Below are 20,096 nucleotides of genomic sequence, written 5' to 3'. Positions count from 1 at the left end.
TCGAAACCGCACTCCGCGACCTCCCCGGCATCACCGACGCCGCCACAGCCGTCCACCACGGACGCCTCACCGCCTACCTCATCGGCACCACAGAAGACCCCAGGACGACGCTCGCGAGTGTCCTTCCGGACTACATGGTGCCCAGTGCCTTCGTCACGCTGGACGCGCTCCCCCTCACCCCCAACGGCAAGATCGACCGCAATGCCCTTCCCGCACCCGACCCCTCGGCCCATGTGCAGGGTCCCGCGCGGGAACCCCGCACGGACACCGAGCGCGCCCTCTGCGAGGTCTTCGCGGCCGTGCTCGGGCTGCCCGCCGTCGGCATCGACGACAGCTTCTTCGACCTGGGCGGCGACAGCATCCGCTCCATCGAGGTGGTCGCCGGCGCCCGGCGGGCCGGGCTGCGGGTCACCGCGGCCGACGTGTTCACCCACAAGACGGTGGCCGCGCTGGCCGCCGCCGTCGGCGACGCCGAGCCGGCCGAGATCGTCGGCGCCGACGACGGCGTGGGCGAGCTGGCGCCCCTCCCGGTCATGCTGCGGCTCCTCGAAGAGGGCGGCCCGATCGACGGGTTCAACCAGTCCGTCGTCCTGACCACTCCCGCCGATCTGGACCTGGAGCGGCTCACCGGGGCGCTCCAGCGGGTCGTCGACCACCACGACGCCCTGCGGCTGCGCCTGACGGGCCGGGGTCCCGGCGACTGGCGGCTCGTGATCGGCGAGCCGGGGACCGTGCGGGTCGCGCCGCTGGTGACCCGCATCGACGCGGGCCACCGGGCGTACGAGGACGAGGCGCTGCTGCGGCGGGCGGTGGCGGCCCAGTCGGAGGCGGCGCGCGACCGACTCGCCCCGCGCGAGGGGGTCACGCTCCAGGCCGTGTGGATCGACCGCGGAACCGGCCGCCCCGGCCGGCTGGTCCTGATGCTGCACCACCTCGTCGTGGACGGCGTCTCCTGGCGCGTGCTGCTGCCCGACCTGCTCACCGCTTACGAGCGGCGCGACGCGGCCCTCGACCCGGTCGGCACCTCGCTGCGCCACTGGTCCGGCCTCCTCCGGGAGCAGGCCGCGTCGCGCACCGGGGAAGCGCCGTACTGGACGAAGCTGCTGTCGCACGAGGAGCAGCCGGTCGGCGCGCGGGCGCTGGACCCGGCCCAGGACACGTACGCGACGGCCCGGACGCTGCGCCTGGCCCTGCCGCCCGAGCACACCGGCCCGCTCCTGGAGCACGGCCCCGCCGCCTTCCAGGCGGAGATCAACGACGTGCTGCTCGCCGGCCTCGGCCTCGCGGTCGCCGACTGGCGCGGCCGGAGCCTGCTCGTCGAGGTCGAGACCCACGGGCGCGAGCAGTTGCGCGAGGGCGTCGACCTCTCCCGTACCGTCGGCTGGTTCACCGGCACCCACCCGGTGCTGCTGAGGGCCGCGGCGCTCGGCGCCGAGCAGGCGGTGAAGGAGATGCGCGAGCAGCTCGCCGCGCTCCCCGACCACGGGCTCGGCCACGGCATCCTGCGTCACCTCGGCGACGGAACCGCCCCGCTGCCCGCGGTCAACCCGCAGCTCGGCTTCAACTACCTCGGCCGCTTCGCCGCGGTGGAGTCGTACGACGGCGGCTGGGCGGCCGCTCCCGAGGCCCGGGAGGCGTTCGCGGCGACGGCCGGCGGCATGCCGCTGGGCCACACCGTCGAGGTGGACGCGCTGGTCGAGGACGGCCCCGACGGGCCCGTCCTGATCGCCAACTGGACGTGGGCGGGACGGCTGCTGGAACCGGACGACGCCGGGGCGCTGGCCGAGGGCTGGTTCCGCGCGCTGCGCACCCTGTCCCGCAGGGCCGGCGAACTCGCCGCGACCCGCCCCTCCGGGACCGGCCGGGCTGGCGGGCGGCGGCCCGCGCTGCTCACCGAGGCGTTCGAGACCCTGCTGCCCATCCGGCCCGACGGCGCCCGTGAGCCGCTGTTCTTCCTGCACGGCGGCGTGGGGCTCAGCTGGCCCTACCTCGGACTGGCCGAGCACCTGGCCGAGGAATTCCCCGTCTACGGTTTCCAGGCGCCCGGAATCATCGCGGAAGCTCCACTTCCGGGGTCGGTGCAGGAAATGGCCGGGGAATACGTCCGCAGGATTCTGGAAATTCAGCCGGAGGGGCCTTACCATATTCTCGGCTGGTCCTTCGGCGGACTCCTCGCCCACGCGGCGGCCACCCGCCTGGAAGCGCTCGGGCACCGCGTCGCGCTCCTCGCGAACCTGGACAGCTATCCGGTCCCCGAGCCCGACGGCATCCCGGACGACCGGGCCCTGATCGCCAAGATCCTGGAGTACTGCGGCTACGACGCGGCGGCGTTCGCCGGCGGCGAGCCCACGCTCTCCGAGGTCCTGGAGCTGTTCCGGCGGGACGCCAACCCGCTGGCCGGCCTGGACGAGGAGCAGTTGGCCCGGCTGCTGCGGATCGTGCGCAACCACGCGGTCCTGAGCGCCGAGTTCGTCCCGGACCGCTTCGGCGGGGACGTGCTCTTCCTCTCGGCCGAGCGGGGCGCCGACGAGGACTCCCCGACGGTCGCGGCGTGGGAGCCGTACATCGGCGGCAGCGTCACCCACCACGGCATCGACTCGGACCACGACGGAATGATGCGGCCTGAACCGCAGCGGGCGATCGGCCGGATCATCGCCGCCCACCTCGAACGACTGCGGTGAACGCGCGGGGGAATTCGCGCGGATCCCCGCTCACGCGAAATCCGGCGAATACCCCCGCGCCTCACCGAGAGAATTCACGAAGAAACTCCGGAAGCTTCCCGGACGACTCCGAACGCGAAATCCGGACGTACTCCCCGAGGAAGGGAAACCATGAAGAACAACCCGTTCGACGACGACAACGGCACCTTCCTGGTGCTGGTCAACGACGAGGGGCAGCACTGCCTCTGGCCCGAGTTCGCGGCCGTCCCGGCCGGCTGGACGACCGTCCTGCCCGCCGGTCCCCGCGAGGCCGCGCTCGAGCACATCGAGCGCACCTGGACCGACATGCGTCCGAAGTCCCTGACCCGCTCCGCCGCCTGACAAGCAGGCACACAGATCCGAGAGGCAGCTGCCATGACTGTGAACACTTCCGTGGACGTCACGGCCGTCCGGGCCATCATCGTCGACACCCTGGAGCTCGAGGACGACGAGCTGACGAGCACCAGTCTGTTCATCGAGGACCACGGCGCGGACTCGCTGGGCGCCATCGAGATCCTCTCCCGCATCGAGAAGGAGCTCGGCGTCGTCATCCCGCAGGACGACCTGGTCAAGCTGGTCAACCTGGACGCCGTCCTCGCCGTCCTCGCCGGCGCGGAAAGGCGCCGGCCGTGAGCGCCGCCCGGAGAACGGACGGCCCCGACGCGGGGCCGCGCCGCGTCGTCCTCACCGGCTGCGGCGCGCTGTCCAGCATCGGCAACGGGATCGCCGAGTTCACCGAGGGCCTGCGGGCCGGCCGGGTCGGCACCGGGGACATCAGCGTCTTCGACACCACCGGCTTCCCCAGCGGCCGCGGCCACCAGGTGCGCGGCTTCGACGCCGCCGCCGTGCTCCGCCGGGTGCGGCCCGAAGCGACCGGCCGGGCGACGCGGTTCGCGGCCGCCGCCGCCCGGATGGCGCTCGACGACGCGGGCCTCGACGAGGCCTGGCTGCACGAGCGGCGCGGCACCGTCGTCGTCGGCACCACCGACGGCGAGGTCGGCGAGCTCGACCTGCTGACCGAGTCCGCGCTCACCCTCGGGCTCGCCGCCTTCACCGGCGCGAGCCTGGGCCGGACCGCCACCGGCGGCCTCGCCCTCGGCGTCGTCCGTGAACTGGGTCTGTCCGACGTGGAGACCTCGACGGTCGCCACCGCCTGCGCCGCCGGCAACTACGCGATCGGCGCCGGGTTCGACGCCATCCGCAGCGGCCGCTCCGAATGGGCCCTGGTCGGCGGGGCGGACGCGTTGAACCGGAAGACCTTCGCGGGCTTCGCCCGGCTCGGCCTCATCGCGCCCGACGAGTGCCGTCCGTTCGACACCGGGCGGGCGGGCCTGCTCACCGGCGAGGGCGCGGGCCTGCTGCTGCTGGAAAGCGAGGAGTCCGCGCTCGCCCGCGGCGCGGAGATCTACGCCGAGGTGCTCGGCTACGGCGTCAACTGCGACGCCTCGCACCCCACCGCGCCCGAAGAGGACAGCGTCGCCCGCTGCATCCGCCTCGCCCTGGAGAACGCCTCCGTCAAGCCGGAGGAGGTCGACCTGATCTCCGCGCACGGCACCGGGACGCCGACCAACGACACCACCGAGGTCGCGGCCATCCGCCAGGTCTACGGGGACCGGCCGCCGCGCACCGTCGGGGTCAAGGCGATGATCGGGCACACCATGGGGGCCGCCAGCGCCCTGGGCGCCATCGCGTCCGCGCTCGCCGTCCGGTACGGCTTCGTCCCGCCGACGGCCAACCACCGCACCACCGACCCGGACTGCCCCGTCGACGTGGTGCCGAACACGTCCGTCGACGCCGACGTGCGGATCGTGCAGAACAACGGCCTCGCCTTCGGCGGCAACAACGCCGTCGTCCTGCTCGGCCGCCACGAGAGCCCCCGAGGGGAGTACGTCCGATGAGTACCGCGGTCATCACCGCATGGTCGGCCGTGTCGCCGTACGGCACGGGCCGCGACCCGCTCGCGGCGGGGCTGCGCGCCCGCACCGAGGCGCCCGCGTCCGCCGGACCCGAGGAGTGGACCGCGGACCCGGAGGCGACCGCCCGCGTCGTGCCCGGCTTCGAGGTCCGCGACGCGCTGGGGAAGGCCGGCACCCGGGGCATGGACCGGCTGACGGGCCTCACCGCGGTGACCGTCCGGGAGCTGCTGGCCGGCGCCGGCCCGGACGGCGAGCACGCCGAGCTCGGCACCGGTCTGGTGCTCGGCATCGGCTCCGGAAGCGTCCAGGGGTTCATGGAGTTCACCAAGTCCTCCCTCGAAGGGGCCAGCCCCATCGACGTGTCACCGTCGAAGATCCCCAACATGGCGATGAACAGGGCCGCTTCGGCCGGCGCGATCCGCCACCGCCTCAAGGGCCCCAACACCACCGTGGCGGCCGGCCGGCTCTCCGGTCTCGTCGCCCTGGACCAGGCGCGCCGGCTCCTCGCCGACGGGCGAGCGGAGCGGGTGCTGGCCGGTTCGGCCGAGGAGTACTCGGCGACCCGCGCCCACCTCACGCACGCCGCGCACGGCGCCGACGTGGTGCTGGGCGAGGGCTGCGTCATGGTGCTCCTGGAGTCCGGTGACGCCGCGACCGGCGAGCCGCTGGCCGAGGTGCTCGCGGTCCACCACCGGGTGGCGGCGGACGGCGACTTCGCCGGGGCGCTCACGGCGGCGGTGCGCGCCGCGCTCGCCGAGGCGGGCGTCGCGGCCGGAGCGGTCTGGGCGGCGGTGCCCTCGCAGGCCCCCGGCGCGGCGGGCGAGCAGGAGCTGCGGGTGCACGAGGAGCTGTTCCCGGCACGGGTCCGCGGCCGCGCGGCGTCCGTCGCGCTGCTCGGCGAGACGGCCGCCGCCACCGGGGCGTACCAGCTCGCGGCGCTGTTGTCGGAGCCTGGCGAGCCGGGCCGCGTCGCCCTGGTCACCACCACGGACCCGGACGGTCCCGTGGGGTGCGCGGTGCTGCGGCTGCTGACGGACGGGGCGGACGCGTGAGCGGCGGGGGGACGGCGGGCGACCGGCCGGTCGCCCTGATCAGCGGCGGGTCGCGCGGCATCGGCCGGGCCGTCGCCCTGCGGCTGGCGCGGGACGGGTACGACGTCTCCTTCTGCTTCCGCGGCGACGAACAGGCCGCCGCGAACGTGGAGAAGGAGCTGAGCGGCCTCGGCGCCCGGGCGCTGGCGCGGCGGGTCGACGTCGCCGACGCGCAGTCCGTGCGGGACTGGGTGGAGGCCACGGAACGGGACTTCGGACCGGTGGGGGTCGCCGTCACCTCGGCCGGCATCACCCGGGACAAGCCCCTGCTGATGATGGGCGACAGCGACTGGCACGAGGTCGTGGACACCAACCTGGACGGCGTCTACCACGTCTGCCGGGCGGTGGTCTTCCCGATGATGAAGCGGCGGGCCGGCAACATCGTGACCGTCGCCTCCGTCTCCGGTCTGTACGGCAATGCGGGGCAGACCAACTACGCGGCGTCCAAGGCCGGGATCATCGCCTTCTCGCGCTCCCTCGCGAAGGAGGTCGGCCGGCGCGGCATCCGCGTCAACGCGGTGGCCCCGGGCCTGATCGACACCGACATGTCGGCCGTGCTCGACGACCAGGTCAGGGCGCAGGTCGCCGAGCGCACCGCGCTGGGCAGGACCGGGCTCGCGGCGGAGGTCGCCGAGGCCGTGGCCTTCCTGGCCTCGGGCCGCGCCTCGTACGTCACCGGCGCGGTGCTGCCCGTGGACGGCGGGCTGTGACGGCCGGGGCCGCGGCACCGGTGCCGGCGCTCCGGCCCGGTGTCTGCCAGCTGTGGTGGGCGTCGTCCCGCGACGCCCACCCGGCGCTGCGCGGCCTCCTCGACGAGGACGGACGCGCCCGCGCCCGCCGGCTGCGGCAGCCGGCCGCGCGGGCGCTCCACGTCACCGCGCACGCACTCGCCCGCACCGTGGCCGCCGCCCATCTCGGCGTTCCCGCCGGGGAGTTGACGCTGACCGCCACCTGCAAGCGGTGCGGCGGCCCGCACGGAAAACCCCGCCCACCGGGGCCCCTCGGGCTGTCCTGGTCGCACTCCGGCGACCAGGTGGTGGTCGCCGTGACGCTCGGCACCGAGGTCGGCGTGGACGTGGAGCGGATCGCCCCGTACGCCCCGGAGACCGCGGAGCGGGTGCTTCGCGGGCCGGAGCGCGCGGTCCTCGCGGCGCTCCCCGAACCCCGCCGCCCCGCCGGCTTCGTGCGCTACTGGACGCGCAAGGAGGCCCTGCTCAAGGCGACCGGCGACGGGCTCTCCGTGCCCCCCGAGCTGCTGCACGTCACCGGGCCCGACGCCTGGCCCCTGCTGCTGTCCTGGTCGGGCCCGGAACAGCCCCGGTTCCCCCTGCACCTGTACGACCTGGACGCCGGCGCCGGCCATCTGGCCGCGCTCGCCTCCGTGGGCGCCCCGGTGCGCCCGACCGCGCACGACGGGTCCGCGCTGCTCGCCGCGGCCGTCGCGGCGGCACACGGTCCCGCGACGCCCCGGGTCCTCACTCTTCACCCATCGGAAAGGCCGGTCGCCCCATGAGTCAGTACGTCGTCCTCATCGCCGACGCGCTCAGCCCGCAGGCCGCGCAGGTCCTCACCCGGGACGGCTCCGTCGAGGTGCGGCACGTCGACGGCACCGACCGGCCGGCGCTGCTCGCCGCGCTCGCCGGGGCCCACGCGGTGCTGGTGCGCTCCGCCACCCGCATCGACGCCGAGGCCCTCGCCGCGGCGCCGCGGCTCAAGGTCGTGGCCCGGGCCGGGGTCGGCCTCGACAACGTGGACGTCACCGCGGCCACCGCCGCCGGCGTACTCGTCGCCAACGCCCCCGCGTCCAACGTCGTCAGCGCCGCCGAACACGCCGTCGCCCTGCTCCTGGCCCTCGCCCGGCACGTCCCGCAGGCGTCCGCCGCGCTCAAGGACGGCCGCTGGGCGCGGAGTTCGTTCACGGGCGTGGAGCTCGCGGGCAAGACGCTCGGCGTCCTCGGCCTCGGCCGGATCGGCTCGCTGGTGGCACGCCGGTTCGCCGCGTTCGACATGGAGGTGATCGCGTACGACCCGTACGCGGACGAGGAGCACGCCCGGGCCCTCGGCGTGCGGCTGACCGGCCTCGACGAGCTCCTCGCCCGGGCCCAGTTCCTCACGGTCCACCTGCCGCTGACCGAGACGACGGCCGGGCTGATCGGCTTCGACGCCCTCCAGCGCGTCCGCCCCGACCTGCGGATCGTGAACGCGGCGCGCGGCGGCATCGTCGACGAGCAGGAGCTGTACGCGGCGCTCAAGGAGGGCCGGATCGCCGGCGCCGCCCTGGACGTGTACGCGCAGGAACCCTGCACGGACTCCCCGCTGTTCGAGCTGGACAACGTGATCGCCACCCCGCACCTGGGCGCGAGCACGCCCGAGGCACAGGAGCGGGCCGGCACCCAGGCGGCCGAGTCGGTGCTGCTCGCGCTCACCGGCATGCCGGTGCCCGACGCGGTCAACACGCCCCGTCCGCCCTCGGTGCCCGACGCGGCCGACACCCCCCGTCCGTCCTGTGCGCCCGACGCGGTCGACGCTCCGCTCCCGTCGCCCGTGCACGCGCGATGAGGTCGTCGAACGGCGCCGCGCGCGGGGCGGTCTCAGCCGCCGGCGGGCGCGTCCGCGGCCGTCGCGGCGGGCGCCCCGCCGTCGTCCCCGACACGGCTCTCGCCGGTGCGGGCGCTCCTGCCGAGCCAGCCGCGCTCCATGGCCAGCGCTCCCGCCTGATAGCGGCTGCGCGCCCCCAGACGGGCCATCAGATCGGCGGTGATACGGCGGCCGGTGCGCACGGACACGCCGAGCTTGCGGGCGACGACGTCGTCGGTGTGACCCTCGAAGAGCAGGTCGAGGACGGCCTGTTCCTGCCGGGTCAGCCCGTCCGGGTCCGCCGTGGTCGTCCGGTTCCCGCAGAGCGGCTGGGCGCGCGTCCAGGTCTCCTGGAAGAGCGAGACCAGGGCGGTGACCACGCCGGCGCCCCGCAGGATCAGCACGCCGCGGGCGGCGGCCTCGGGGTCGATGGGCACGATGGCGACCCGGCGGTCGAAGATGATCATGCGGGGCGGCAGCTGGGGCAGCACGCGCACCTCGCCGCCGATGTCGTTCAGCCAGCGCGCGTAGTTCAGCGTGGCGGGGTCGTTGCGCACCGAGTCCAGGTAGATGTAGCGGACCCGGACGCCGCGCTCGACGGTGGCCTTGTCGAGGGGCCGGGCGGCCTCCAGGGCGGCCTCCGTCTGGGCGCCGCCGGGCGCGAAGACCTCGACACTGCTCTCGGCGCCCAGCGACAGCCGCTCGATCTGGGAGTTGATGGCGTCCAGACCGGTGTAGCGGCGGACCTCGTCGGTCTGCGCCTCGGTGTCGTCGCCGTACTCGGTGAGCATCTGAGTGATGGCCAGACGGGTCGCGGCGACGGCCTGCTGATGCTGGGCCAGCTCCCGCTCCTGGCGCTGCAGGAGGCCGGCGAGCCCGAACTCCGGGTTGACCAGGCGGACCTTGCCCAGTTCCTCGGAGGAGTTCCGTACGAGGGTGAGCTCGGCCAGCCTGTCCAAGGTGCGCTCGGCGCGCTCCACGGGCCAGTCGAGCCCCGCGGCGATCTCCGCCACGCCCGCCCTGGGCCGCTTCAGAAGGATGCGGTACACCGCCTCGGCGTCCGCATCAAGACCCAATTGTCCCGTCACTCGACTCCCCCCGAAGTTCCCCCGCCGACTGCACGAAGCAGACCACAGTCCCTCCGATCATCCCAGCCCACTCCGAGTCAGGGCAACCTTACGCAGGGGTACAGGAGTCGGTTCACGGAATATTCGCGGAGGCGCAACTCATGTACCTGGTGACGACGACCGTGCCCGCCGGAGCGCTGCCCGGCGAGCCCCCGCTCATCGACCGGATCCGCCGTGTGGCACGACCCGAGGACCATCTGGAGCACGTCCACGTGCTGCGCGCACCCGACGGCGGGACGCACCTGACGCTGTTCCTCGGCCATGCCGACAGCGGGGAGACGGAGCGGGCGGCCGCCCGTCTGGTGACGCGGGCGCTGCCCACGGCGGTCGGCGCGCAGCTCGGCTGGGCGCCGGCCCGGCCACTCGTCAGCGCCCTGGAAGAGCTCGGCGCGGGCGCCCAAAACAGGTTGCCTGACAGGGAGTTGCCATCACAGGACCCTGACATTGCGTAGTGCTGACGGGACTCGCGGTGAGTGTGAGGATCGCATCACCGAGAACGACCACCCCACCGACGTGAATGTTGGAGACGACACCCATGCGCATCATCACCCGCAGCACCGCCAAGCCGGCCACCCGCAGAGCCGCCACCGTGGCCTTAGTCGCTCTCGCGGCCCTCGCGGCGGCCCCGTCGGCCACGGCCGCGGAGGAGTCCTCCGCCGGCGGGACGATCTCGGCCACGGCGGAGCTGACCGAGACGGTCGTGAACCTGCTCGGCCCCCTCGGCCACACCTGGGGCAACTGACCATGCCGCAGACCCGGTCGACCGCACTCGCGGACGTGTCCGCCCTCCGCGCCGACCTCGACGTCGTGGACGCGGAGATCCGAGCCATGGTGGAACGCCGCCGCGAGCTCTCCCGCGAGATCCAGCGCCTCCGCCAGGCCGCCGGCGGCACCCGTACCGACCTCACCCGCGAGATGCGCGTCATCTCCCCCTACGCCGAGGCGTACGGACGGCAGGGAACGGCCATCGCGATGGCGCTCCTGGAGATCTGTCGCGGCACCGGTGCCACTTCCCGGTAGCCGTACACCCCCCACACGCAGCAGCACCGCACGGGAGGGCCGGGTCGTCCGGCCCTCCTCACACGAGAGGGCTCCGACGTGTCTGGTTCACCCGCCGGCTTCCCGTCCCGGCTTCCGCTCACCGAAGGCCAGGCCGGGATCTGGTACGGCCAGCGGCTGGACGCCTCGAAACTCGCCTACGCCTACGCCGAGTTCCTGGACATCCGGGGGCCGCTCGACCCGGAGCTCCTCCGGGAGGCCGTCCGCAGGACCTTCGCCGAGGCGGAGGCGCTGTCGGTGTCCTTCGGCGAGGACGCGGACGGACCGTGGCAGCGGGTCGGGGCCGTACCGGACCATCCCGTGCCGCTCGTCGACCTGACCGACGAGGCGGACCCGTGGCGGGCGGCGCGGGAGTGGATGCGCGCACGCGTCCACTCCCCGCTCGACCCCGCCGGGGGCGAGGTGCTGCGCACCGCGGTGCTCCGCCTCTCGCCGGAGCGGCACCTGTGGTTCTGGCAGCTGCACCACATCGTCTCCGACGGTGTGGGCTCGCTGCTCCTGGTCCGGCGCGCCGCGGAGGTCCACGGCGCGCTGGCCGCCGGCCGGGCGCCGACCGCCACCCCCTTCGGTCCCCTCGCCGCCCTGGTCGAGGAGGACCGGCGCTACCGTGCCTCGGCCGGCTTCCAGGAGGACCGCCGGTACTGGCTCGGCGTGTTCGACGACCTCGACGGCGTGCCGGCGTTCTCCGACGCGTCCCTGCCGCCGACGGGCGTCGCGCTCAGAGAGACCTGGTACGCGGACCCCGCGCTCCGGGAGCTGCTCGCCGCCTTCACGCGCGCCCACGGCGTGAAGTGGCCGCGCGCGATGGTCGCCGCGTTCGCCGCGTACACCGCCCTGGTCACCGGCGCGTCCGAGGCTGTCCTGGGGCTCCCGGTCTCCAACCGGCACACGGACGCGGCCGCGACGACCCCCGGCATGGTCTCCAACATCGTCCCGCTGCGGGTCGCCTGCTCCCCGGGGGACAGCTTCCTGGAGCTGCTCGCCCGAGTCAGCGCGACGATCGACGAGACGCGTGCCCACCGCCGGCACCGGTTCGAGGACATCCGGCGCGACCTGCGCACCCGGCGCGGGACCGCCCGCGTCTTCGGCCCCACGGCCAACGTCATGTCGCTCGGCACGCGGCTGTCGTTCGACGGATGCGCCGCCCGGCTGGGCAACCTCGCGCCGGGCCCGATCGAGGACTTCATGCTGGGCGTGTACGAGACGCCCGAAGAACTGACGTTCACCTTGGACGCCAACCCGGGCCTCTACGAGGCCGCCGAACTCGCCGGTCACCGGACGCGGTTCGACGCGTTCCTCCGGCAGGTCCTCGCGGGGGCCGGCCGTCCCCTCGGTGAGATCGGCGTCCTCGGCGACGAGGAGCGGCGCGCCCTCCTACGGGTGCGCCCGCGCCGGCCGGAGTCGTCCGGCGGACCCTCCACCCTCGTCGCCGCGTTCGAGGAGCGGGCCCGCCTCGACCCGGCCGCCACCGCCGTGACGTGCGAAGGCGAGGCACTGACGTACGGGGAGCTGAACGCACGCGCCAACCGGCTGGCCCGCCTGCTCCTGCGGCACGGCTGCGGCCCCGACCGGCTGGTCGCCGTCCGTCTGCCTCCCTCCGTCGACCTGGTGGTGGCGCTCCTGGCCGTCCTCAAGGCGGGCGCCGCGTACGTTCCCGTCGACCCGGAGTACCCACCGGAGCGCGTCGGGTCCCTGCTCGCCGACGCGAAGCCCTCGCTGCTGATCGGCGCCACCGCCCACACCGCACCGCCCGCACCGCTCCCCGGTCCGGCCCTCCTGGCGACCGACGCCGGGGACACCCTCGCGGCGCTGGCCGCCCTCCCCCCGGACGACCTGCGCCCCGAGGAGCTCGGCCGTCGCCTCAGCCGGGACGACGCCGCCTACGTGATCCACACCTCGGGCTCGACCGGGCGCCCCAAGGGGGTGGTCGTCCCGCACGGCAACGTGCTCGACCTGTTCTCCGCGAGCCGTGAACTCTTCGACCTCCGCGCGGACGACGTGTGGTCGATGGCCCACTCCTTCTCGTTCGACTTCTCCGTCTGGGAACTGTGGGGGCCCCTCCTGCACGGGGGCCGGCTCGTCCTGGTGCCCCCGGCGACCCGCCGCGCGCCGGAACGCTTCCTCCGGCTCCTGGTGGACGAGGCCGTCACCGTCCTGAGCCAGACGCCCTCGGCGTTCCAGCAGCTCCTCCAGGCGTACGCGGACGATCCGCAGCTGGGCCGGCGACTGGCTCTGCGCTACGTCGTCTTCGGCGGCGAGGCGCTCGACTTCCGGCTGCCGGCGCAGTGGTACGCGCTGCATCCCGGCGACGAGACGGTGCTGGTCAACATGTACGGGATCACCGAGACCACGGTCCACGCCAGCCATCTGGCGCTCGACCGCTCCCGCACCGCCGTCCGGGCCGGGAGCCTGATCGGACGCAGCCTGCCGGGCCTCGCGCTGTACGTCCTCGACGAGCGGCTGCGCCCCGTCCCCCCCGGGGTCACGGGCGAGGTCTACGTGGCCGGCGCCCAGCTCGCCCGCGGGTACCTGAACCTCCCGGGGCTCACCGCCGCGCGCTTCGTCGCCGACCCGTTCGGGCCGCCCGGCTCCCGCATGTACCGGTCCGGCGACCTCGCCCGCCGCACCGCCGAGGGCCTCCTGCGGTACGAGGGCCGCGCCGACGACCAGGTGAAGGTGCGCGGCTTCCGCATCGAGCTCGGCGAGATCGAGGCCGAGCTGCGGTCCTGCCCGGCGGTCGCGGACTGCCGCGTCGTCGTCCGGAAGGACGCGGCCGGCGACAGCGTGCTCGCCGCGTACGTCGTGCCCACCGGTCCGGCGGATCCCGACACGGCCGGCCTGCGCCGCCGCCTCGCCCGCCGGCTCCCCTCCCACATGGTGCCTGCCACCGTGACGGCGATCGACCGGATCCCCCTCACCTCCAACGGGAAGCTCGACCGGCGCGCCCTGCCGGACCCGGTCGTCACCGGCGGCCGGGACGACACGGCGGCGACACCCACCGAGCGGATCGTCCTGGACGCCTTCCGGACCGTCCTGGAAGTGGCGGACCTCTCGGTCCGCGACGACTTCTTCGACCTGGGCGGCGACTCCTTCAAGGCCGTAAGGGTGGCCCGCGCCGTCGGCCGGGGCACCGAGGTCCTCGACGTCTTCCAGCACCCGACGCCGCAGCGGCTGGCCCGCCGGATCCAGGAGCTCCACGACACCGGAGGGCGACGCCTCCTGCGGCCCCTGACCAAGGGCGCGGACGCCACGACGGAGCGGACCCCGACCCTCGTCTGCGTCCCCTACGGCGGCGGCACCGCGGCGGCCTACCACCGCCTCGCCGCCGAGCTGGCCCCCAGGGTCGCGACCTGGAGCGCCGCGCTGCCCGGCCACGACCCGACGCACGCCGGCGAACCCCTCCTAGGCCTGGACGAGACGGCCGATCTCATCGCCGCGGAGATCCTCGACGCGCTCGACGGCCCCTTCGCCGTGTACGGCCACTGCGCCGGCTCGGCCCTCGCCGTCGCGGTCGCGCAGCGCGTGGAGCGGCAGGGCCGGCGGCCGGCCGCCGTGTTCATCGGCGCCGCGCTGCCGTCCACCGCTCCCGTGCCGGAACTGGAGCGCGCCCGGGACTGGCCCGCGGACTCCCTGTACGCCCACATGAAGTCGCTCGGCGGCTTCGACGGCGTCCTGGACGAAACGGATCTGCGGACGGTCCTGGCGGTGCTCCGGCACGACATGACGCAGGGCCTGCGCTTCCAGATCGAGGCCGAGGAGGACCGCCACCGGCTGCTCGACGCGCCGCTCGTCGTCGTCATCGGCGACGAGGACGCCGCCACCCGCGGCTACGCGCACGCGTACACGGACTGGAAGCGGTACGCGGCCCACGTCGAGCTGGCCGAGATCCCCGGCGGCGGGCACTACTTCGTCACCCACCGGCCGCGCGAGCTCGCCGCGATCATCTCGGAACGTCTCGGCGCCTCCCGGTGTCCCGGCGGCCCGGACGAGGAGATCTGATGTCACCCACCACGGCAGCGCTGGTCACCGGCGGCACGTCCGGCCTCGGACTCGCCGTCGCCGCGAGGCTGACGGCCTCCGATGTCGTCCCGGTCCTCCTCGGCCGGAGCGAGGAGCGCGGCGAGGCGGCGCTGAAGTCCCTCGACGGAAAGGCGGTGTTCGTCCGCGGCGACGTGGCGAGCGAGCCGGACGTGGCCGAGGCGCTGGACGCGGCGGAGCGGCACGGCTCCCTCCGCGCGGTCGTGAACTGCGCCGGAGTGCCGCACGCGGCGCGGGTGCTCGGCCGGTCGGGCCCGCACTCCCTGGACCGGTTCGTGCAGGTCGTCACGGCCAACCTGGTCGGCACGTTCAACGTCGTACGGCTGGCGGCCGCGCGCATGGCCGCGAACGAGCCGGCCGGCGAGGAGCGCGGCGTGATCGTCAACACCGCGTCCCTCGCGGCCTTCGAGGGGCAGGTCGGGCAGGCGGCCTACGCCGCGTCCAAGGGCGGCGTCGTCTCCATGACGCTGCCCCTCGCGCGCGAGCTGGCCGGGTGGCTGATCCGCGTCGTCACCGTCGCGCCGGGCTTCTTCGCGACGCCGGCGGTCGCCACGGTGCCCGAGGCGGCCCGCGCGGAGCTGGACCGCGATCTCGTGCATCCGCGGCGGTGGGGCGACCCGGCCGAGTTCGCCGCGCTGGTCGCCCACGTCATCGACAACCCGATGATCAACGGCGAGACGATCCGCGTCGACGGCGCGGTGCGGATGTCGTCCGGCCTGCGGCACCGCAGTTCTTGACAGGGCAGTGTCCGAGACAGGGGAAGCGAGTCCACCATGACGGGGTCCGTCGACAGTACGCCGGTGCCCACCGGCGTCGGCATACGCTCCATAGGTGTCTGCCTGCCGGAGCGGGAGGTCACCAACGCGCAGCTCGTCGAGCGCTTCGACACCAGCGACGCCTGGATGCGCGAGCGGCTCGGCATCACCGGCCGGCGGATCGCCGGGCCCGACGAGTTCACCTCGGACCTGGCGCTCGGCGCGTTGGAGGACGCCTGCAAGCGGGCCTTCGTGGACCCGGCGAGCATCGACCTGCTGATCTGCTGCACCTCCACGCCCGACCACATGATCCCGGCGGTCGCCACACTGGTCCTGCGCAAGGCGCAGGTCCACGGCGTGCCCGGCTTCGACGTGAACGCGGGCGGCTGCGCCGGCGGCCTCTTCGCCCTGGACGTCGGCCACAAGTACATGGAGTCGGGGCAGTACGAGCGCGTCGCCGTCGTCGTCGCCGACACGGTGGCCCAGCTCAACGACCCGGACGACCGCACCCAGCACGCGATCTTCGGCGACGGCGCGGCCTGCTACCTCCTGGAGCGCTGTGCGGACAGCCCCGGCATCGGCCGGACGCTCCTCGGCACGGACCCGGAGCGCTACTACACGGCGTACATCGAACGCGTCGCCGAGGACGGCCGGTTGAACCGCTTCAGCGGGGCGAACGTGACGCGCATGGACGGCAAGGGCGTCAAGGACTTCGCCCTCTCGGTGGTCCCCGGGTTCGTCGACGAGGTGATCGCGTCGGCGGGCGTCGCCCTCGACGAGCTGAAGCTGATCGTCACCCACCAGGCGAACCCCACCCTCGTACGGGAGCTGGTCCGCCGCCTCGGCCAGCCGGCCGGCAAGGCCGTCATCGTCGCCGACCGGTTCGGCAACACCAGCGGCTCCAGCGTCGTCATCGCCCTCGCAGAGGCCGAGCGCACGGGCCGCCTCGTCCCCGGCGACAAGGTCCTGCTGCTCGGCTTCGGCGCCGGCATGAGCTACGGCGGCACCGTCGTCCACTGGTGCGGCGGCGAGAACTTCCCGCAGCGGGAGTGGTGACCTCCTCCACATGTTCGCCGCCTACGCCGCCGAGATCGGACTGCCCGAGCCCTTGCGGGGCCTGCGCCTCGGGGAGCTTCCGGCCCCCCGCCCCCGCCCGGGCTGGAGCCGCGTCACCGTCAGGGCCGCCTCGCTGAACCACCACGACCTGTGGTCGCTGCGCGGGGTCGGTCTCACCGCGGAGCGGCTCCCCATGATCCTGGGCACCGACGCCGCCGGCGTCGACGAGGACGGCAACGAGGTCGTCGTCCATCCCGTGGTCGGCCTCACCGGCCACGGGCTCGCCACCGGCGAGTCCCGCTCGATCCTCACCGAGAAGTACCAGGGCACCTTCGCCGAGCAGGTCACCGTCCCCACCGCGAACCTCGTCCCCAAGCCCCCGGGCCTCTCCTTCGCGGAGGCCGCCTGCCTCCCCACCGCCTGGCTCACCGCCTACCGCATGCTCTTCACCCAGGCGCGCGTCCGCCCCGGCGACTCGGTCCTCGTCCAGGGCGCCGGCGGCGGAGTCGCCACCGCCGCGATCACCCTCGCCCGAGCCGCCGGCCTCCGCGTCTACGCCACCAGCCGCGACCCCCTCAAACGCGCCCGCGCCCTCGCCCTGGGCGCCACCGACGCCGTCGAACCCGGCGCGCGCCTGCCCCACCCCGTCGACGCCGTCCTCGAGACCGTCGGCGCCGCCACCTGGTCCCACTCGGTCCGCTCCCTGCGCCGAGGCGGCACCCTGGTCATCTCCGGCGCCACCACCGGCGACCGCCCCGCCCACGCCGAACTGACCCGCGTCTTCCGCCGGGAACTCACCGTCATCGGCTCCACCGTGGCCACCAGGGACGAGCTGACCTCCCTGCTCGACTTCTGCACCACCACCGGCGCCCGCCCCACCATCGACCACACCCTGCCCCTGACCGAAGCCCCCGAAGGCTTCACCCGCATGTCCTCGGGCACCCACTTCGGAAAGATCGTCTTCACCCTCTGAGCGGAGGAACGATTCACCTCGCTGGGGAAGGTGGACGGCGCCCCCTGGCCGGGCGGCCCGCAGGCTTCGACAAGCGCGCCTACGTCTTCCACGGCACCGTCGTCGCGATCCGACTGTGTCTCAGGAGGCGACGGGGCGGCCCGGGTTCAGAGCCACCGCTGTGCCGCCTCGACGCTGTCCCCGCCACTGGTGTTGAACGCGATGGCGGCCTGGGGAGCATGACGCCGGATCAGGTTCACGATCTGTTCGAAGAGCGGAAGCAGAGGCTCGGTCTTTCGGATCCCGCCGCCGACGACCACGACATCCCACGGCTGCTTGGTCAACGATGCGACGGGGGTGGGCTCCACCGATTCGTCGAACACGATCAGAGTCATGGCCGCGGCCCAGTTCTGGCGAGTGGACGCACCTGATCCCTTCTGGAAGCCTCCGAAGCCCCCGTCGGCGACGACACCTTCGTCGCCCCCAGTGGGATCGACCGGACCGACCTGCACCCGGAGAGGTGACCGATGCCGTCCCAGCACCCCGAGGAAGTCGGCTACGGCCATGTGGTCGAGACCTACGTGACGAGGATGTACGGCGGCCTCCCGCGCTATCTGGTACTGAACGGCGGTCGGTTCCTGGGCCGCCGGTGGTGGCACACCACACGCTTCACCCGGCACCTGCTCGCTGACGCCGCCGCGATCAACGACGAGGAACTCGAAGCCCTCCTCGGGTACGAATGGCGCTCGCGTCTCACCGCCGGCTGGCTGATCGGCGTCGACCGCCGCGAACGGTTCCGAGCACGCATCGGCGACCTGCTCCTGGCCAGCGAGGTCTGCTATTCCGGCGGCGCCTACTGCTTCGCCCTGGCCCGCTTCGGCACACACGCCGACGCCGAGATCCTCTCCGCCTACCTCGACCGCTATCTCCCCCGCACCGACCTCCACTACGACCAGCCCGCAGCCCTGGGCGCCCTCCTCCGTCTCGACGCCCTCCTCGGCACCCGCCACGCCGACCGCTTCACGGAGCCCGACAGCCTCTGGGACGAGTGGGTCAAGGGCGTGGGACGCCTCGGCCACCCCAGCCACACGCTCGCCGAACAGCGCCGCTGGACGGACCTCTGCTGCGAGTTCGCCAACGGCTGGACTCGCACGTAGTGAGGATCCAGCCCGCTCACCGGGGGCTGCCCGCCTCTCAACTCCGTGCGGACGGCGAAGGCCGCCCGACCCGCTCCGCGCAGGTCGGACGGCCCTTCGCTGGATCGACTAGACGTTGAAGCGGAACTCCACCACAAGGCTGTGACCTGCGGAAATGCAGGCGCATCCCAGCACCGTCCCAACACGGGATTCACTGCAAAGTACAAGAGGGCTCTGGGCCGCCAACGCTGCACAACCCGGTCTACCCACGAACTGAGATCCGAAGGACTGCTCCAGTACGCCGGTGGCCTGGTCACGCTCCCCAGCCCCCGCGCCTCACCGACCACAGGGGGGCGAGGCGGGCACGATCAGCATCGCGGCGGTCGCGGGCACATCGACACCGGTCGCTCGTTCACGCGACCCCGTGCACCAGGCCCTCAATGAGCGGCAGCAGGCCGTGCTCGACTGGGTGGGCCAGGGGTGTCCCGACGGGGTCTGGCCGGACAGCACCTACAAGACCAGCGGACAGGCCCTGCAGAACCGAGGGCTCATCAAAATCACCAAACGCCGCGGGCATTGGAGCGCCCACCTCACCGAGAAGGGGCGGCAGCACCTCATCGAACGCGGCATCCACCCCGTGGAGCAGAGCACCCGACCGCCGGAACGACCTGCCCGAAAACCGGCACCGAATACATCGCAGCAGTACGCAACCACGTCACATCACTGCCACCCGGGCAGGAGCGAACCGAGATCGAGGCGTGGCTGGCGTTCGCGGACGCGCACCTCCGAATCCTCACCGAATCGGTCTCAGCGCCGAAACTGCACACGCCACCAAAGCCCAGCGGCGACGACCTCAAGCCTTTTTTCGGCCACTGGAGCCCCTACGGACCCCGCTCCTACTGAGCCGGACCAGGGGAAATCACACCGCAACCGCCACAAGCCGGACCCGCTCGCCGCACAGCTTGGTCATGTCGTCAATATCGGAAGTCAGCATGACCACGGGGCGGTGCTGTCGCAGCGCGGCCTCGGCGACGGCCGCGTCGATCGCGTACTTGTGTCCGTGCAACCCGGCATTCATCAGCAGCTTCGAGGCCGCCCTTGCCTCTTCGTCACCGACCGGGACGACCCGCAGCCCGGAAAGCACCCAGTTCAGGCGGGACTCGTTCGTACGGGCATGGACGGCCTCGATGATGGTGAGCGCACTGATCACGACCTCCATGCCGCGCGAGCGCGCCTCAGCGATCAGAGCCACCACCTGCTCGTCATCGGCGAACAGCTTCGAGAGCCCTTCGCTGTCCAGGACGAGCGTCCCCTCGCGACTCAGCCTGCGGCGGGCCACTCGGCCTCCTCGGCGAACACCTCGTCAAAGACCTGCCGCGCCCGCTGACGAGCCGGCTCGGAGACCGGCCCCCTGCGGCTCTCGTAGTCCGCCAGGTACTCGTCCAGGACCTGCCCGCGCAACTCACGCTCGACCGCCTCGGCGATGAACGCGGAGAACTCCCGCTTCCCCACTCGCGCCCGGATCGCCTCCGCCGTCCCCTCCGGCAGCGACAGGCTCACCCGCGTCGCCGGGCCTTCCCCGATGCTGTACGTCGTCTCAGCCATGCCCCGATTGTGTCAAACGAGTAGGAAAAGCGCCACGCCCGCACCACCTTCACAGCTCGGCCTGTGCCCAGCTCGCGCAAATCCC

General features: G+C 73.5%; 19 protein-coding genes and 1 pseudogene. 16 read left to right on the top strand and 4 right to left on the bottom strand.

The features are described from left to right. The 8 genes and pseudogenes from EV567_RS19220 to EV567_RS19185 form a co-directional block, all read left to right on the top strand. A partial coding sequence (locus tag EV567_RS19220; RefSeq protein ID WP_130441628.1) for an alpha/beta fold hydrolase occupies positions 1-2,681 on the top strand: 2,681 nt, incomplete at its 5' end. Positions 2,682-2,831: 150 nt separating this feature from the next. Further along, positions 2,832-3,041, top strand: coding sequence for an MbtH family protein (locus tag EV567_RS19215; RefSeq protein ID WP_130441626.1), 210 nt, complete (start codon positions 2,832-2,834; stop codon positions 3,039-3,041). 33 nt (positions 3,042-3,074) lie between these two features. After that, positions 3,075-3,332, top strand: a complete 258-nt coding sequence (locus EV567_RS19210; protein ID WP_130441624.1) for an acyl carrier protein — start codon at positions 3,075-3,077, stop codon at positions 3,330-3,332. Continuing rightward, positions 3,329-4,597, top strand: coding sequence for a beta-ketoacyl synthase (locus EV567_RS19205; RefSeq protein WP_130441622.1), 1,269 nt, complete (start codon positions 3,329-3,331; stop codon positions 4,595-4,597). Before EV567_RS19210 ends, EV567_RS19205 begins: the two co-directional genes overlap by 4 nt. Beyond that, entirely contained in the window at positions 4,594-5,667 is a 1,074-nt protein-coding gene (locus EV567_RS19200; RefSeq protein ID WP_130441620.1) for a beta-ketoacyl synthase N-terminal-like domain-containing protein, read from the top strand. The genes EV567_RS19205 and EV567_RS19200 overlap by 4 nt, the downstream gene beginning before the upstream one ends. Continuing rightward, positions 5,664-6,416: a 3-oxoacyl-[acyl-carrier-protein] reductase gene (gene fabG / locus EV567_RS19195; protein WP_130441618.1), complete on the top strand. Its 753-nt coding sequence runs from the start codon at positions 5,664-5,666 to the stop codon at positions 6,414-6,416. The genes EV567_RS19200 and fabG overlap by 4 nt, the downstream gene beginning before the upstream one ends. Next, a complete protein-coding gene (locus EV567_RS19190) occupies positions 6,413-7,219 on the top strand; it encodes a 4'-phosphopantetheinyl transferase superfamily protein (protein ID WP_207228805.1) in 807 nt (268 codons plus the stop codon). Before fabG ends, EV567_RS19190 begins: the two co-directional genes overlap by 4 nt. Beyond that, positions 7,216-8,160: pseudogene (locus EV567_RS19185) on the top strand (hydroxyacid dehydrogenase); the annotation flags it as partial. The gene EV567_RS19190 and the pseudogene EV567_RS19185, both read left to right, overlap by 4 nt. Before the next feature lie 137 nt (positions 8,161-8,297). Here the strand turns inward: EV567_RS19185 and EV567_RS19180 are convergent. Continuing rightward, the gene (locus EV567_RS19180) at positions 8,298-9,371 is read right to left on the bottom strand and encodes a LuxR family transcriptional regulator (RefSeq protein ID WP_130441614.1); all 1,074 of its coding nucleotides are present in this window, start codon (positions 9,369-9,371) and stop codon (positions 8,298-8,300) included. 140 nt (positions 9,372-9,511) lie between these two features. Between EV567_RS19180 and EV567_RS19175 the strand changes: the two genes are divergently transcribed. The 7 genes from EV567_RS19175 to EV567_RS19145 all read left to right on the top strand — a co-directional run bounded on the left by EV567_RS19175 (position 9,512) and on the right by EV567_RS19145 (position 17,291). Then, complete coding sequence (locus EV567_RS19175; RefSeq protein ID WP_130441612.1) at positions 9,512-9,862, top strand: hypothetical protein; 351 nt, start codon at positions 9,512-9,514, stop codon at positions 9,860-9,862. Between the two features lie 83 nt (positions 9,863-9,945). Beyond that, positions 9,946-10,152: a hypothetical protein gene (locus EV567_RS19170; RefSeq protein WP_130441610.1), complete on the top strand. Its 207-nt coding sequence runs from the start codon at positions 9,946-9,948 to the stop codon at positions 10,150-10,152. 2 nt (positions 10,153-10,154) lie between these two features. Then, the gene (locus tag EV567_RS19165; protein WP_130441608.1) at positions 10,155-10,430 is read left to right on the top strand and encodes a chorismate mutase; all 276 of its coding nucleotides are present in this window, start codon (positions 10,155-10,157) and stop codon (positions 10,428-10,430) included. A 78-nt stretch (positions 10,431-10,508) separates the two neighbouring features. Further along, the gene (locus EV567_RS19160) at positions 10,509-14,468 is read left to right on the top strand and encodes a non-ribosomal peptide synthetase (RefSeq protein ID WP_130441606.1); all 3,960 of its coding nucleotides are present in this window, start codon (positions 10,509-10,511) and stop codon (positions 14,466-14,468) included. Continuing rightward, the gene (locus EV567_RS19155) at positions 14,468-15,244 is read left to right on the top strand and encodes an SDR family NAD(P)-dependent oxidoreductase (protein WP_130441604.1); all 777 of its coding nucleotides are present in this window, start codon (positions 14,468-14,470) and stop codon (positions 15,242-15,244) included. Before EV567_RS19160 ends, EV567_RS19155 begins: the two co-directional genes overlap by 1 nt. 36 nt (positions 15,245-15,280) lie before the next feature. Then, complete coding sequence (locus EV567_RS19150) at positions 15,281-16,318, top strand: 3-oxoacyl-ACP synthase III family protein (RefSeq protein WP_130441602.1); 1,038 nt, start codon at positions 15,281-15,283, stop codon at positions 16,316-16,318. Between the two features lie 10 nt (positions 16,319-16,328). After that, positions 16,329-17,291, top strand: coding sequence for a zinc-binding dehydrogenase (locus EV567_RS19145; RefSeq protein ID WP_130441600.1), 963 nt, complete (start codon positions 16,329-16,331; stop codon positions 17,289-17,291). Between the two features lie 146 nt (positions 17,292-17,437). On the opposite strand, the gene EV567_RS19140 is transcribed toward EV567_RS19145, so the two are convergent. Beyond that, positions 17,438-17,782 (bottom strand): hypothetical protein, encoded by a 345-nt coding sequence (locus EV567_RS19140; protein ID WP_242620893.1) that lies wholly within the window; start codon positions 17,780-17,782, stop codon positions 17,438-17,440. A gap of 15 nt (positions 17,783-17,797) precedes the next feature. On the opposite strand from EV567_RS19140, the gene EV567_RS19130 reads away from it, so the two are divergent. Further along, positions 17,798-18,427: a DUF6000 family protein gene (locus EV567_RS19130; protein ID WP_130441598.1), complete on the top strand. Its 630-nt coding sequence runs from the start codon at positions 17,798-17,800 to the stop codon at positions 18,425-18,427. A gap of 898 nt (positions 18,428-19,325) precedes the next feature. Here EV567_RS19130 and EV567_RS19120 read toward each other — a convergent pair. Continuing rightward, entirely contained in the window at positions 19,326-19,745 is a 420-nt protein-coding gene (locus tag EV567_RS19120; protein ID WP_130441596.1) for a PIN domain-containing protein, read from the bottom strand. After that, positions 19,727-20,011 (bottom strand): hypothetical protein, encoded by a 285-nt coding sequence (locus tag EV567_RS19115; RefSeq protein ID WP_130441594.1) that lies wholly within the window; start codon positions 20,009-20,011, stop codon positions 19,727-19,729. The genes EV567_RS19120 and EV567_RS19115 overlap by 19 nt, the downstream gene beginning before the upstream one ends. Positions 20,012-20,096 lie beyond the last annotated feature (85 nt).

The sequence above is a fragment of the Streptomyces sp. BK239 genome, assembly GCF_004217285.1.
In the GTDB taxonomy this organism is placed as follows: Bacteria; Actinomycetota; Actinomycetes; order Streptomycetales; family Streptomycetaceae; genus Streptomyces.
This window is presented reverse-complemented; position numbering and strand designations above follow the sequence as displayed.

Excerpts from the sequence above, each read along its gene's own strand:
- EV567_RS19210 (WP_130441624.1), top strand. The coding sequence starts at position 3,075 with ATGACTGTGAACACTTCCGTGGACGTCACGGCCGTCCGGGCCATCATC.
- EV567_RS19145 (WP_130441600.1), top strand. The coding sequence starts at position 16,329 with ATGTTCGCCGCCTACGCCGCCGAGATCGGACTGCCCGAGCCCTTGCGG.
- EV567_RS19215 (WP_130441626.1), top strand. The coding sequence starts at position 2,832 with ATGAAGAACAACCCGTTCGACGACGACAACGGCACCTTCCTGGTGCTG.
- EV567_RS19130 (WP_130441598.1), top strand. The coding sequence starts at position 17,798 with ATGCCGTCCCAGCACCCCGAGGAAGTCGGCTACGGCCATGTGGTCGAG.
- EV567_RS19115 (WP_130441594.1), bottom strand. The coding sequence starts at position 20,011 with ATGGCTGAGACGACGTACAGCATCGGGGAAGGCCCGGCGACGCGGGTG.
- EV567_RS19170 (WP_130441610.1), top strand. The coding sequence starts at position 9,946 with ATGCGCATCATCACCCGCAGCACCGCCAAGCCGGCCACCCGCAGAGCC.
- EV567_RS19155 (WP_130441604.1), top strand. The coding sequence starts at position 14,468 with ATGTCACCCACCACGGCAGCGCTGGTCACCGGCGGCACGTCCGGCCTC.
- EV567_RS19150 (WP_130441602.1), top strand. The coding sequence starts at position 15,281 with ATGACGGGGTCCGTCGACAGTACGCCGGTGCCCACCGGCGTCGGCATA.
- EV567_RS19200 (WP_130441620.1), top strand. The coding sequence starts at position 4,594 with ATGAGTACCGCGGTCATCACCGCATGGTCGGCCGTGTCGCCGTACGGC.
- EV567_RS19175 (WP_130441612.1), top strand. The coding sequence starts at position 9,512 with ATGTACCTGGTGACGACGACCGTGCCCGCCGGAGCGCTGCCCGGCGAG.
- EV567_RS19165 (WP_130441608.1), top strand. The coding sequence starts at position 10,155 with ATGCCGCAGACCCGGTCGACCGCACTCGCGGACGTGTCCGCCCTCCGC.